This window comes from Paenibacillus sp. GCM10023250, from assembly GCF_042653205.1.
GTDB lineage: Bacteria > Bacillota > Bacilli > Paenibacillales > Paenibacillaceae > Paenibacillus_Z.
The window spans coordinates 1-13435 of sequence record NZ_JBHSHY010000014.1; the positions used below are offsets into that span (position 1 = coordinate 1).

The 13435-nt window shown below is 63.0% G+C and carries 16 protein-coding genes; 3 read left to right on the plus strand and 13 right to left on the minus strand.

The window, feature by feature from the left end; all coding sequences use genetic code 11:
- Positions 1-147: 147 nt before the first annotated feature.
- The gene (locus ACFPB1_RS13185; RefSeq protein WP_379225917.1) at positions 148-414 is read right to left on the minus strand and encodes a sensor histidine kinase; all 267 of its coding nucleotides are present in this window, start codon (positions 412-414) and stop codon (positions 148-150) included.
- Positions 415-858: 444 nt separating this feature from the next.
- Between ACFPB1_RS13185 and ACFPB1_RS13190 the strand changes: the two genes are divergently transcribed.
- Positions 859-2277, plus strand: a complete 1419-nt coding sequence (locus ACFPB1_RS13190) for a DHA2 family efflux MFS transporter permease subunit (RefSeq protein ID WP_379226161.1) — start codon at positions 859-861, stop codon at positions 2275-2277.
- 119 nt (positions 2278-2396) lie between these two features.
- On the opposite strand, the gene ACFPB1_RS13195 is transcribed toward ACFPB1_RS13190, so the two are convergent.
- From ACFPB1_RS13195 to ACFPB1_RS13225, 7 genes are all read right to left on the minus strand, one after another.
- On the minus strand, positions 2397-2705 hold the full coding sequence (locus tag ACFPB1_RS13195; protein WP_379225919.1) for a hypothetical protein: 309 nt from the start codon (positions 2703-2705) through the stop codon (positions 2397-2399).
- A gap of 82 nt (positions 2706-2787) precedes the next feature.
- Positions 2788-3699 carry a DMT family transporter gene (locus tag ACFPB1_RS13200; RefSeq protein WP_379225921.1) on the minus strand — a complete coding sequence of 304 codons (912 nt, stop codon included), beginning with the start codon at positions 3697-3699 and terminating at the stop codon, positions 2788-2790.
- Between the two features lie 37 nt (positions 3700-3736).
- Positions 3737-4372 carry an MFS transporter gene (locus ACFPB1_RS13205; RefSeq protein WP_379226163.1) on the minus strand — a complete coding sequence of 212 codons (636 nt, stop codon included), beginning with the start codon at positions 4370-4372 and terminating at the stop codon, positions 3737-3739.
- Positions 4373-4375: 3 nt separating this feature from the next.
- The gene (locus ACFPB1_RS13210) at positions 4376-5179 is read right to left on the minus strand and encodes an MFS transporter (protein ID WP_379225923.1); all 804 of its coding nucleotides are present in this window, start codon (positions 5177-5179) and stop codon (positions 4376-4378) included.
- Between the two features lie 24 nt (positions 5180-5203).
- Positions 5204-5638, minus strand: coding sequence for a MerR family transcriptional regulator (locus tag ACFPB1_RS13215; RefSeq protein WP_379225925.1), 435 nt, complete (start codon positions 5636-5638; stop codon positions 5204-5206).
- A gap of 208 nt (positions 5639-5846) precedes the next feature.
- Complete coding sequence (locus tag ACFPB1_RS13220) at positions 5847-6512, minus strand: FusB/FusC family EF-G-binding protein (protein ID WP_379225927.1); 666 nt, start codon at positions 6510-6512, stop codon at positions 5847-5849.
- 308 nt (positions 6513-6820) lie between these two features.
- Entirely contained in the window at positions 6821-7705 is an 885-nt protein-coding gene (locus ACFPB1_RS13225; protein WP_379225929.1) for a DMT family transporter, read from the minus strand.
- 127 nt (positions 7706-7832) lie between these two features.
- Between ACFPB1_RS13225 and ACFPB1_RS13230 the strand changes: the two genes are divergently transcribed.
- Positions 7833-8699: a LysR family transcriptional regulator gene (locus ACFPB1_RS13230; protein ID WP_379225931.1), complete on the plus strand. Its 867-nt coding sequence runs from the start codon at positions 7833-7835 to the stop codon at positions 8697-8699.
- Positions 8700-8766: 67 nt separating this feature from the next.
- Here ACFPB1_RS13230 and ACFPB1_RS13235 read toward each other — a convergent pair whose 3' ends face one another.
- The 4 genes from ACFPB1_RS13235 to ACFPB1_RS13250 form a co-directional block, all read right to left on the minus strand.
- Complete coding sequence (locus tag ACFPB1_RS13235) at positions 8767-9351, minus strand: YdeI/OmpD-associated family protein (RefSeq protein WP_379225933.1); 585 nt, start codon at positions 9349-9351, stop codon at positions 8767-8769.
- A 77-nt stretch (positions 9352-9428) separates the two neighbouring features.
- Positions 9429-9734, minus strand: a complete 306-nt coding sequence (locus ACFPB1_RS13240; RefSeq protein WP_379225935.1) for an MTH1187 family thiamine-binding protein — start codon at positions 9732-9734, stop codon at positions 9429-9431.
- An 86-nt stretch (positions 9735-9820) separates the two neighbouring features.
- Positions 9821-10087 carry a hypothetical protein gene (locus tag ACFPB1_RS13245; protein ID WP_379225937.1) on the minus strand — a complete coding sequence of 89 codons (267 nt, stop codon included), beginning with the start codon at positions 10085-10087 and terminating at the stop codon, positions 9821-9823.
- A 216-nt stretch (positions 10088-10303) separates the two neighbouring features.
- A complete protein-coding gene (locus ACFPB1_RS13250) occupies positions 10304-10780 on the minus strand; it encodes a MarR family winged helix-turn-helix transcriptional regulator (protein ID WP_379225939.1) in 477 nt (158 codons plus the stop codon).
- Between the two features lie 148 nt (positions 10781-10928).
- Here ACFPB1_RS13250 and ACFPB1_RS13255 point away from each other — a divergent pair, with 148 nt between their 5' ends.
- The gene (locus tag ACFPB1_RS13255; RefSeq protein ID WP_379225942.1) at positions 10929-11972 is read left to right on the plus strand and encodes a hypothetical protein; all 1044 of its coding nucleotides are present in this window, start codon (positions 10929-10931) and stop codon (positions 11970-11972) included.
- A gap of 98 nt (positions 11973-12070) precedes the next feature.
- Here the strand turns inward: ACFPB1_RS13255 and ACFPB1_RS13260 are convergent, their stop codons facing one another.
- On the minus strand, positions 12071-13225 hold the full coding sequence (locus tag ACFPB1_RS13260; protein ID WP_379225944.1) for a glycerate kinase: 1155 nt from the start codon (positions 13223-13225) through the stop codon (positions 12071-12073).
- Positions 13226-13435: the final 210 nt, after the last annotated feature.

Consider the following 13435-nt stretch of genomic DNA (forward strand, 5'->3'; position numbering starts at 1 on the left):
GACAAATGCTGCTACAGCTATCCGTTTTCTTCCCCGATCGCGTTGGTCAGCACCTGAGGTAGGGGGCGGAGTCCCCCTCCATCGCAACACCCTTAAAATTCGTTTACACAAAATTATTGACAGACCCCAATAAAAATGATCCCGTGTTTATAGGTTTTCGCCGAAAAACAGGAGATGGCTTACCGAAGGCTGGATCCTGAAGCAGACCGTCCGGCAGTCGAGCAGCCGCTCCGGTAAGTCGAATTCGACGCGGATCTCTTCCCCGTAGCGGAAATTCATCACGTTCGCGTAATGCCTGATGATCGCCAGCTCCTCCCGGATCGTCCAGAACGGCGACGGATCGCCCGCCCCCGGCCCACGCACTTCATCCACTTGACCAGTAAATGCAGCGATTTCATGATCCGGTTCATCCACAGCAACGCGAACGCCACGATCAGGATGAGCGACTGCAGGAACACGGCCGCGCTGTAGCGTTGGATCTCTGCGATGTCCTTCGTGAAACGCGCGGTCGGCACTTCGTTCAGATGACGATGCGCGTCTTGCCGTACATTTCCCATGCGACCGCGTTTTTGAAGCCCAGCCGAACGAGCATTTCGTCTTCGACGATCATGACGCTGTACATGAGGTCCCTCCCCCGACGGGTTTTCCGTTCTATCCGTTCTTACCCAATACGATAAGCCATGCCTCGCGGAATTGGCAATCCTTAACTTTAATTTGATGAAACGAACAGTTGTTCGAATACGCATTAGATGCTAAGATGGAAAAGATCAGGCAATTTTCCAGTTGTACATTCGCCTACTTAAAGGAGGAGCAAAACAAGTGAACGTTTCCACCGAAGCGGAACACGCTTCAACCGACTTGAGCGGCATCAAGCGAGGACCGATCGTCGCCGCGCTGATCATCGGCGCGTTCGTGGCGATTCTGAACGAAACGCTTCTGAACATCGCGTTTCCCGACCTCATGCTCGAATTCAAGATCTCGCCGGCCACGATCCAATGGCTGACGACGGCGTATATGCTCGTCATAGGCATTCTCGTGCCGGTCACCGCGCTGCTGCAGCAATGGTTCACCACGAGGCAGATGTTCCTGAGCGCGATGATTCTGTTCCTGGCCGGGACGATCATCTGCGGCGTGTCGCCGGTCTTCGGCATGCTGCTCGTCGGCCGGGTCGTGCAGGCGCTCGGAACGGGGCTTATGCTGCCCGTCATGATGAACACGATTCTCGTCATTTTCCCGCCCGAGAAGCGCGGCGGCGCCATGGGCATGATCGGCCTCGTCATCATGTTCGGACCGGCGATCGGCCCGACGCTGGCCGGCCTCATCATCGACCAGCTGGACTGGCGCTGGCTGTTCTACCTGGTCATTCCGCTCGCGGCGTTCTCCGTCGGCTTCGCGGCAGTGTACCTGCGCAATGTCTCCGACATTACCAAGCCGAAGGTGGACGTCTTGTCCATCCTGCTCTCGACCGTCGGCTTCGGCGGCATCGTCTATGGCTTCAGCAAAGCCGGCGAAGGGTCCTGGACGGATCCGGTCGTCGTCTGGACGATCACCGTCGGCGCCGCCGGTGTCTTGCTCTTCGTCATCCGCCAGCTGCTCGTGCGCGAGCCCATCATGGATCTGCGGGCGTTCAAGTTCCCGATGTTCTCGCTCGTCACGGTCATGATGCTCGTCCTCATGATGACGCTGTTCTCAACGATGATCCTGCTGCCGCTGTTCCTGCAGACGGCGCTGCTGATGACGGCGTTCAAGGCGGGCCTCACGCTCATGCCGGGCGGCATCATCAACGGCGTCATGGCGCCGATCTCCGGCAAGTTGTTCGACAAGTTCGGACCGCGCGTGCTCGTCGTGCCCGGCCTCATTCTCGTGCTGCTCGCGGTCTGGCTGTTCACCGACATCTCGGTCGACACGACGGCGGGCTACGTCATCACGCTCCATATCATTCTGCTGGTCGGCATCTCGCTCGTCATGATGCCGGCACAGACGACGGGGCTGAATCAGCTGCCGCGCCAGCTCTACCCGCACGGCACCGCGATTCTGAACACGCTGCAGCAGGTCGCCGGCGCGATCGGCACGGCGCTGTTCATCAGCATCATGTCGTCCGGCACGAAGGACTTCATGACCAAGACGCCGAACGCGACGCCGGCCGAAGGCTTGGTCGCCGGCTTGCGGGACGCGTTCCTCATCGGCTTCTTCATCGGCCTCGTCGCGCTGGTGCTCGGCTTCTTCATCAAGCGCGTGCAGGCGCCGAAGGAAGCGAACAAGCAAGAAGTGGCGTAGCGCGAAGCGCCGCCCGTGCATGACAAAAGCACCCTGGATCCGCCCGCGGTCATCCCCTTACAGGGAAACGCGCTTCGGATGCAGGGTGCTTTTATTGTGCTGCCGCGGACCTTCCGGCGCTAGTCGCTCTGCGGCGCGCGGAACCGTTTGACGATGTCTGCGGCGTATTTGAGGATGACCGACGCGCCGCCGATAAAGTAAAGCACGATCAGCGTGTAATGCGTAGGGTCGATCGAAGTCATGGAGAGGATGAGATTCAGTGGCACGACATAGAACAAGATATCCTTCAGATACCCGAGAAACGTCGTATCGAAGGAGCCCGACCAGAACGAGCGGACGAAAGCGACCGCGAAGTCCAGGATCATGAAGGCAAATATGCCCCACATCGTATAGATGACCCAATCCCCGAGCGCGAGTCCGTAATGCATTGTTCATCACCACCTTGCTCCACCATATGTTCGGCAAGGTGACATGTTGAAAGAAAAATGAAAATCACCGCATCGTGGGCGGCTATAACCCGACGGCTTCCCGCCCTTTCGCTTTGGTCCGCGGACGCGGCCTCCAATTGGCCAGCGCGACGCCGGCCAAGATCAAGACGCCGCCGCCGATCTGGGCGGCGCGAATCGGGTCCCCGAGCACGAAGTGGCTGACGACGATCGCCACGAACGGCGGAATGTTCATGAACATCGCGCTGACGGAAGGACCGGCGACAGCGATGCCTTTGTTCCACCAGAACCCCGCAAGCCCCTGCCCGATCACGGCGACGCCGGCAAGCAGCAGCCAGCTGGCCGCGTGATGACTCCACTGCGCCTGCCCTCCCAGCGATTCGTAGCCTACGGCCGGCGTCATGAGAATCGTGCCGATGACCGTCGCGTAGATTGTCACCTCGTAGGAGGTCATGCCGGTCGTCAGCTTGCGGATGAACAGCAGGCTGACGGACATGCCGAGCGTCGCGAGGAACAGGTAGATGTCGCCGATCGAGATGCCGAGCGACTTGCCGCCATAGAGCACGATGCAGACGACGCCAGCGAGCGCGACGACCGAGCCGGTCAGCTTGCGGCCGGTAATGACTTCCTTCAGGAACACGCGCGCGAGCATCGTCGTCATGATGGGCGACAGGGCCACGATAAGCGCGGCGTTGCCCGCCGTCGAATCCTGCAAGCCCGTGAAGTAGAACAGCTGATTGATCAGCGTGCCGGTGATGCCGGCGTAGAGGAGCAGCAGCCATTCCCGCTTCGTCGGCCGGCGCATCGAGCGGTTCACGAATGCGACGGCGATGAGGAACAGCGACATGACGACAAGCCGGGAGAACGATAAGAGGATCGGCGAAAACTCGCGCAGCAGATAAGCGCTCGCGACGTAATTGCCGCCCCAGAGGAGCGATACGCCCCATAGTTTGCTTAATACGGACCGGTCAGGCATCTTTGGTAAGGTCTCCTTGGTCGTTCGAATGCGTTGCTTATGCGGACGCGCGCGAGCCCCGGTGCGAGCGCAGATAGGACATGACGGTGGCGACGGCCATCAATGCAGCCATAAACCAGAATACGCCATGCAGGCCGGTAATGAACCCATGCAGCGACGACTTGTCGTCCATCCCGACCTGCGTGCCGGAGAAGATCGCCAGCATCACTTCATGCGGTATGCTGTGCGTGACGATCGGCATGGAGAAGGCGATGCTGAGCATCATGCCCATGTTCGTCGTCAGCGACCGGATGCCGGACGCTTCGCCGCGGTATCTCGGACCGGCTGCGTTCATGATGCTGCTGGAGTTCGGCGAATTGAACAGCCCCGCGCCGACGCTGATGATCGTCATGTACAGCGCCAGGTGCCAGAACGGCGTCGTCATCGCCGTGTCGAGCGCGAGCCCCGCCATGCCGAAGATGTTCAGGAACAGGCCGAGTGTCGCGGGCATCGTCTCGCCGTACTTGTCGCCGAGATAGCCGGCAAGCGGCGAGACGACCAGCATGCCGGCCGCGAGCGGAATCGTCATGATGCCGGCGATCAACGCGTCTTTCTCGAGCGCGCCCTGGAAATAGAAGATGAGCATGAACATGATGCCCATCCGGGCGAGCGCGTTCAGCGTCGCCGAGATAATGCCTCACGAGAACGTGCGGTTCGCGAACAGCGGCAGATGCAGCAGCGCGTTCGGATGGCGCTGTTCGCAGCGCAGGAACGCCGGGAACAGCAGCACGAAGACGAGCGCGGAAATCCAGACGACGGGCGACGTCCAGCTCTGGATCGGTCCCCAGGTGAGGGCGATCAGCAGACCGGTGATGGACAGCACGTACGCCGCGGCGCCGCCGCGGTCCAGGCCGCCCGATTTGGGCGCGGCGAGCTTGTCGTCCTTCAAGCCCAGCACCTTCAAGCCCCAGACGACGCCGACCAGGCCGAACGGCACGTTGAACCAGAAGTTCCATTCCCAGCCGAACGACTCGGTCAGCCAGCCGCCGAGCACCGGGCCGATGATTTGGCCGACGGCGACGACCATGATGTTGACGCCGAGCGCGCGCCCGAGCTCCTCCTTCGGAAACGCGTCCGCGACGATCGCCGTGCTGTTGGCCATGATCATCGCGCCGCCGACACCCTGCAAGATCCGCAGCACGATGAGCAGCGGAGCGCTGCCGGCGAAGCCGGCGATCAGCGAGACGACGGTGAACAGCAGCATGCCGCCGACATAAATGCGCTTGCGCCCGAACCGGTCCGCGAGGGAGCCGGCCATGAGCACCATGACCGTCTGCGCCACCATGTAGGACAGCATGACCCACATCGCCTGCAGCAGCGAAGCTTGAAGTCCCTTCAGCAAGTCGGGCAGCGCGATGATCAGCGTGCTGAAGTTCAGCGCCGACAGCAGCGAGCCGAGGCTCGTCACCGATAAAATCCACCATTTTCGGGAATCGTTCATTTCGGTCTTCTTCCTCTCTTCGGCCTACTCAGACCGGCCGCCCTTAAGCCGGTGCGCCCGTTCCAGCCGCGCGTAGAATCCTTGCCGCATAGCCTGAAGCTTCTCCATCTTCTCGTCGATATGGGCGATGATCGACCGCAGCCGCTCCGACGCTTCGTCCAGCAGCCGGTCGCGCTCCTCGACCCGGGATTCGCCGCGATAGCTCGCCTTGATGCGCTCCAGCTCCTCCTCCGCCTGCAAAATGGCGCGAATCTCTTGAAGCGAGGCGCCGAGCACCTGCTTCAGCCGCAAAATATGCGCGATCCGGTCCACCGTCGCTTCGTCGTACACCCGATGGCGGCCCTCCGTCCGCGCGACGTCCGGCAGCAAGCCGATCTCCTCATAATAATGGAGCGTCCGCGAGGTGATCCCGAGGCGCTCCGTCACTTCTTCCATAGTTAATCTGGCCGGAGCCGGCATGCGCCGTTCCCTCCTCTCATGGGTTTCGATTTTGCTTCTGTTATCATAGCAGAAATTTCAGGTTACGTTAACGTTAGTTTTGAAAAAGGATCATCCCGCCGGCGCCCATCCGCGCGCAAAAAAAAGCCCGGGCGGGCATCGGGGAAACTTGCGTTTCCGATGCCCGCTCCCGGGCTTTTCGCGTCCGCGTTCCGGCTGCGGCGCGCCGTTAGACGTCGGCCGCTTTGCCTTCGCGAATCGTCTGGACGAACTGCTCAAGCGCCGCCGTGTCGGCGATGCGGCGGTTGCACGCCTCGCTGTCGAGGCAGATGTAATTGCCGAACGCCTTATAGTAGTCCGGCGGCGAATTGGCCGGCCGCGTCTTGACCGTGAAGAGCGCCAGCTCCTCGTAGCCGTTGCAGAGCAGGCAGTAGCCCTTCTTGTTCGTGGCCGTGAAACGCCCGGCGATGCCGATGTAGCGGCCGTCGCTCGGATAGACGAGGTACATGCGGTTCGCGGCGACATCCGTCCAGCCGAGGTAGGTCAGCCGGCGAAAATCCATACGCGCCATGTCCGGCGCGTTCAGCTTCTTGGTCTTGGGGAACAGCTTCAGCAGCTGATGGTTCGATATCGGCGGAAAGGCTTCGCGCCACGGCTCCAGCCCTTCGAGATACTGCTCGAACTGTTCGGCCGTATCCAGCTCGGACATCGCCTCCAGCTCCCGTTTCCGCTCGTCCGGCAGCCCCGGGAACAGTTCGGCGAGCTTATATGACGCGTTGTCGCGGACGGCCTTTAGCACATTACGGTCGGCGACCGTGCGGAGCGCTTGGATCAGCAGCTCGGATTGCTTGCGAATGGCATTGAATTGATGGTTTCGAATGAATGGCGTCGGCATTGGATGGTCAGCCCCTTATTTTGGATTGGTCGTTCAATAAGGTGCAAAGCCCATGTTAGACGCGATCATGTATGCGGGCGATCGGCGTTGCTCCGTCAGGCCCCATGCAAAGTATCGCCCCTGATGCGGGCTTTGCATGAGTTGCTCCGGTCCGGCAATCTCGTATTGCCATCCGTACCAGCCCCCTTGCCAAATGATGTGTCCAGTATATCAGCCTCCCGCGGATCTGGCAATTCGGCGGAGGGCGCACGGACGAATCGCTTAGGCAAGCTCCGCTGCAGGCCGGTTCGCCCGGCCCGCTGCCCGGATCAAGCCGAAAGCGGGACGGCCGCTTTCCGTTTCCGGGGCTCCCGGTTGACGAGCACGATGCCGGCGCAGATGAACGCCCCGCCGACGCCGACGTACCAATGGACCTGCTCGCCGAGCAGCAGCCAGCTGGAGAAGACGCCGAAGACGGGCACGAGAAACAGGAATGAGCTGGTCTTGGCCGGGTCGCCGGTGCGCAGCAGGTAGAACCACAGCGCGAACTGGAGAATCGAGCAGATCAGCGACAGCCAGAGCGTAACCAGGACCGACGAGGCAGAGAACGCGAAATGCGGCTGCTCTGTAAACAGGCTCAGCACGAGCAGCCCGAGACCGCCCGCCAGCATCTGATACGCAGCGAGAACGGTCATATCGAAGCCGGGTCCCCAGCGCTTGATGAGCAGCGTCGCGACGGCGAAGCAGAACGCGCCGGCGAGGCCGATGAACGTCCCCGGCTGGAGGCCGAGCTGAAAGCCGAACGCGAACGCAACGCCGGCGAGGCCGACCGCGACGCCGAGCCATTGCACGGCGCGGTAGGAAGCGCCGCCGAACAGCGTGCCGAGCACGATGACGATCAGCGGATTCGAGCACGTGATGATCGCGGATTCGCCGGACGTGATCCAGCGCATTGAATAATACGCGCAGCCCATGACGGCGCCGGATTGGATGAGCCCGATCACCGCCGCCTGCAGCCACTGCTTGCCGCCTCGCGGCTGCTGCCTCCCGAGCAGTCGAACGATGAAGGCGAGCAGGATGCCGGCAAGAATAAACCGGATGCTCATCATGAAGAACGGCGGCGCGTAGCGCAGCGCGATTTTGCCAACGGGAAACGCAAGCCCCATGATCAGCGTCGTGATCGCGACGAGGCCGAAATAGCGGATCTTGTTCATGTTGTAACCTCCTTCTGGATGAGAGCGGGTGTAATGCTATTGTAGAGGAGGTTAGGTTTTATGTATAATGATTGTTAACGATATTAGATATCATTTAAAATGATTTCCAAAGGAGCGTGTATCGAAGATGGAAAGCGGAGATCTGCGGGTGTTCCAAGCCGTCGCCCGCGAAGGATCCATTACGAAGGCTGCCGCGCGGCTCGGCTACGTGCAGTCCAACGTCACCGCGCGCATCCGCCAGCTGGAAGCGGAGCTCGGCACGCCGCTCTTTCACCGGCATAACCGCGGCATGCTGCTCACCTCCGCCGGGTCGACGCTGCTCGCCTACGCGGAGCGCATCGTCGGTATGCTCGAAGAAGCGGTCCAGGCGCTGACCTCGAACGAGACGCCCGCTGGCCCGCTCGCGATCGGCTCCACGCAGACGGCCGCCGCCGTGCGGCTGCCCCCGCTGCTCACGGCCTATTACGCGCGATTCCCGGACGTCCGCCTCTCGGTGATGACGGGCCATACGGAGGAAATGGTCGAGCGGGTGCTGCGCTACGAGCTGGACGGCGCCTTCATCGGCGGCGACTGCAACCATCCGGAGCTGCAATCCGTGCCGGCCTTTGCAGAAGAGCTGGCCATCGGGGCGCATCCGTCGGTCGGCACGCTGGAAGAGGCCGTCAAGCGGCCGATTCTCGTGTTTAATCGCGGCTGTTCGTACCGCGACGTCCTGGAAGCTTGGATGCGCGAGAACGCGCCGGCGCAGACGGCCGTCATGGAATTCGGCACGCTGGACGCCATTATCGGCGGCGTGACGGCCGGGCTCGGCATCTCGCTGCTGCCGTTATCGGTCATCCGCAAGCAGCGCGAAGACGGTCTGATCCGCGTCTTTCGCCTCGAAGGGCAGCGCACGATGACGACGATGTTCATTACGCGCAAGGACGCGTTCGCGAGCAGCGCGCTGACCGCCTTCACGGCCATGATTCCGGCCGCGCCGGCCGCCGGCGAATGACAAGAGGAGGCCGATCGGCCTCCTCTTTCGCATGCGCGCCGGCCGCCGAACAGACGCCGGTCGCCAGCTAGTTATAAATCTTCTCGCCCTTCTCCAGCATCTCCACGAACTGCGCGATCCGCTTCGCCCGGGTTTCGGGCTTCTTGGCGCCGTGGATCCGGAACGTCATCGCATAGCGGTTCTGCCTGTCCAGCGCGTCGAAGAACGCCTGCGCCTTCGGATTGCGCGCCAGCGCCTCCGCGAAATCGCCCGGCACCTCGGCATTGCTCTGGGAGGCATACGCCTTGTCCCATTCGCCGCCGCGCTTCGCCGCTTCGATCGACCGCAGGCCGGCCGGCTGCATCCGGCCTTCCGCGATGAGTCGCTCCGCCTTCTCCTTGTTCACCTTCGACCAGATGCTTCGCGGACCGCGCGGCGTGAACCGCTGGAGCCAATGCGATGCGTCCCGCTTCTCCTTCCGGCTGTCGATCCAGCCGAAGCAGAGCGCGACCTCCAGCGCTTCGCCGTACGTCACCGATGCCTCGTCCGAGCCTTTCTTCCCGATCAGCAGCCAAATGCCGGGCGACGAGGCGTGATGCTCCGACAGCCAGGCTTCGAACGCTTCCGCATCGGCAAATCCGAGCACGGGGAGCTCCTTGCTGTGTTCATCCATACCGCCACCTCCTTTTCCTTCCAGTATACGACGGCTTCGCTGACAATTGCCGTCAGCCGACAGCCGGCCAAGCCGGTTTAGTTCAATTTTTCTTCCACGGAATGCAGCTTCTGGGCCATCGTCCCCTTCTTGTCCCGCCGGTCGTCGATCGTGATGGACGTCGACACCCGCGCCGCCCCGCTTGCGAACGGCGCTTCGTGCATGCGCCGGACGACGGCCAGCAGGTCGTCCAGCTCGCCCTCGATGACCGTGCTCATCGGCGTGAGCTGATACGAGATCGGCTCCTTCGCTTCCTGCAGCACCCGAACGACGGACGCGACATAAGCGCCGAGGCTCGGGGATTCCGTGCCGAGCGGCACGACCGTAACTTGTACAATTGCCAAGTTGCATCACCCTCCTTTGGTAGATCATACGGCGGTTACCCCTCATAGCTAACGAATCGTTCCAAACCGCCGTGGAACGCCGTCCGTTAACGGCGCGTTCTCCGTCTGCGCTCCACGAGCAGCATCAGCAGCCAGACGACGGTTCCGATGAAATAGAGCGGCACGACGAACACGAGGAACGTGGCGAAATCGGCCAAATCGTCCCAGCCGCCGTTGCCTCGGTTCATTTCGACGAAGAACACGAGACAGCCGGCCGCGTACGCGGCGAACGGCCACCACCGTCTCCGCCAGCCGGCGGCCAGCAGCACGAGGAGCAAGACAATCCACAGCACAACATACCCCGGACCATGCACGGTAAGCCTCTCCCCTTTCGAAGTTCGGGCTGTCCGCATCGTCAGGCGCGGCGAGCCTCCCGTTAGCAGGTATATGCGGCGCGATGCGCGAATAGGCGACTAGACGCGGACTTTACGCTTACTTCGCCGTGACCCGCCGGCCGGCCGCGTTCGACCTCACGCTTCGTTCATAGAGATGCGAATCAGCTTCGCCAGCCGCTCATGCCGCGGCTAGTATCAAGCTTCGCTTTCCGGATCCGGCAGCCGCCCGAGAATACGCGCCAGTTTGTCGATCGCGAACGCCAAGTCGGTCCGGTCTTCGTCGCCGAGCTGCTCCAGCCGGACGCGCAGCGAGGCGTGAAAACCGCCCCATCGCTCGAGGACCATCGCCCGTCCCTTGTCCGTGAGCCGCAGCAGCACGAGCCGCTTATCCGTCTCGCCCGCCTGCTTGCCGACGTAGCCCTTTTCTTCCAGCTTCGCGATCAAGGGCGTCAGCTGCTGCTTGGATACCCGGATGACACGGGACAGCGGCGTCATCGCGATGCCGTCCTCGTGCCGGTACAGCTCCTCCAGGATATGGATCTGCAGATGCGTAATGTCTGCCGGCGCCTTCCATCCCCCGCTGCTGCGCTGCGGATCGTCCATCGCCCGGTACAGCAGCGGTATGAGCTGCATATAGCCGGTGGCGATCGTTCCGATGATATCGTTCCCCATGCTGCTTCCATCCTTCTTCCAAGTTGACAATAAATTCATAGTTGTTTATCTTATACCCAGTAAATAAGTTCATTCATCTTAAATTAGTTCATTTTTATTTACTTTATCACAGATCCAGCCATCCACTCAAGAACGGGAGGCCGCCATAATGACGACAAGGCGCGCATTGAATCGGAAAGGCATCCACTACGACGTAGGAACGCATACCCGGGGGCAAGCATCGTCCTCGCGGGAAGCGTTCGAGCCCGATGTCGTGCGGCGCGAGATGGCGATCATCCGCCACGACCTGAACTGCAACGCGGTCCGCATCTCGGGCCAAGACCTCGAGCGGCTGACGGCCGCCGCAGGCTTCGCGCTCGAGCAAGGGCTCGAGGTCTGGTTTTCGCCGGCGTTCGTCGACGCCGACGAAGCGCGGACGCTCGCCTACTTCGAAGCGTGCGCGGAAGCCGCGGAACGTCTCCGGCAGCGGTACCCGTCGATCGTGTTCGTCGCCGGCTGCGAGCTGACGCTCTTCATGAAAGGACTCGTCGCCGGCGAGACCGCGTTCGACCGCATGGGTACGTTCATGAATCCGTGGAAGCTGCTGCTGAGCACGGTGCGCAGAGGCTCGTTCCATAAACGGCTGAACGCGTTTCTGGCCAAAGCCGCCGCCGTCGTCCGCCGTCGTTTCCACGGGCCGGTCACCTATGCTTCCGGAACCTGGGAGCAGGTCGACTGGGCGCCGTTCGATATCGTGGGCGTCGATGCATACCGTGACCGGAGCAACGCGGACAAGTACCGCGAGATGCTGCAGGGCTGCTTCAAGCACGGCAAGCCCGTCGCGATTCTGGAGTTCGGCTGCTGCACGTACACGGGCGCGGCGGACAAAGGCGGCTACGGCTGGGCGATCGTCGACCGGAACCCGTCGCCGCCGCGGCTGAAGGGCGAGTACGCGCGCGACGAAGACGAGCAGGTCCGGTACATGGACGACCTGTTGACCATCTTCGAGGAGGAAGGCGTGGACGCCGCGTTCTGGTTCACGTTCGTCATGCCGTATTATCCCCATCGCGAAGAACCGGCACTGGACCTCGACATCGCGAGCTATGGCGTCGTCAAGTCCACGCCCGGCCGATCCGGCGCCGCGTATCCCGGTATGCCGTGGGAGCCGAAGGCCGCGTTCGCGCGGATCGCGGCGCGATACCGCGAAACGTAAGCGGCGGCGGACCCGCCGCCGGACGCGGCTCTCCCAAGCTGCGCGCTCAATCGGGCGATCGCCGTGCCGCTCAGATGAACGATCGCCCCAGCGCGGCCCTACCCCCGCCCGCCGGCGCCAACCAGCAGCCGAACCGCGTTCGCCGCGGCCCGGTACAAATTCGCTTCGCCATCCCGCAGCGCCTCCTCCAGCGCGACCGGCCCCGGCGTAATACTGAAGGCGGCGAGCAGGCCCTCCGCGTACAGCGGCTCGTAGCCCGGCTGCAGGCTGCCCGCGAACGCGACGACTGGCACGCCGGCCGCGCGGGCGCGCCGCGCGATGCCCGCGATCGCTTTGCCGCCCGGGGTCTGGCCATCGATGCGGCCTTCCCCCGTGAACACGTAGTCCGCGCCGGCCAGCGCCTCGTCGAAACCGATCGCGTCCAGCGCGAGCTCGATGCCCGGCACCAGCTTGCCGCCGCAGAGCAGCAGCGCCGCGCCGATGCCGCCGGCCGCGCCGGCGCCGGGAACGTCGTGCAGCCGCTGGCCGCCGGCGGCCTCGAGCACGTCCGCGAAATGCGTCAGTGCCGCATCCAGCGCGTCCGCCATCTCCGGCGTCGCGCCCTTCTGCGGCCCGAATACGCGCGAGGCGCCGCGCGGACCGACGAGCGGATTCGTCACGTCGCAAGCGACGGAGACGCTCACTTCCCGCAGCCGCCGATCCAGGCCTGCCAGATCGACGCGCGCCGCATGCGCGAGCGCGCCGCCGCCGTAGCCGATCGGCTGACCGGCCGCGTCCAGCACCGCGGCGCCGAGCGCCTGCAGCATGCCGGCGCCGCAGTCGTTCGTCGCGCTGCCGCCGATCGTGACGATCAGGCGCTTCACGGAAGCATGCCCGAGCGCCTGCCGGATCAGCTCACCCGTGCCGTAGGTCGTCGTCCGCAGCGGATCGCGCGCCTCCGGCGGCACGAGCTGCAGGCCGCTCGCCTGCGCCATCTCGACGACGGCCGTTGCGCCGTCGCCGGACAAGCCGTACGCCGCCTTCACCGGCTCCCCGAGCGGTCCGGTCGCGCCGGCTTCGATCAGACGGCCGTTCAGGGCGGCCGTCAGCACCTCCAGCGTCCCTTCCCCGCCGTCCCCGACCGGGAGCTCGACGACGTCTGCTTCCGCGCCGGCCTCCTTCGCCGCCGCTTCGATCGCCGCCCGCATGACGGCGGCCGCCCGGCGAGCGGTCATGCTTTCCTTGAACGAATCCGGCGCCACTACGATTTTCATGCCGATGCCTCCTTTGGTTACGTCACGATTTCGGTTCCTGGCCTCACATTCGGTCCATGGTCACCCCTGCAGCGCCTCGTCATCGAAGCTTCATCGCCGAATTCGGGTTGCTCGCGCTGCTGCGCTTCTTTGCCATGAAGCACAAAAAGGAGCAGGCGGTCCCACGAGGACGAATCGCTGCTGCTCTTCTGCTGCTTGCTGGTATGGCGC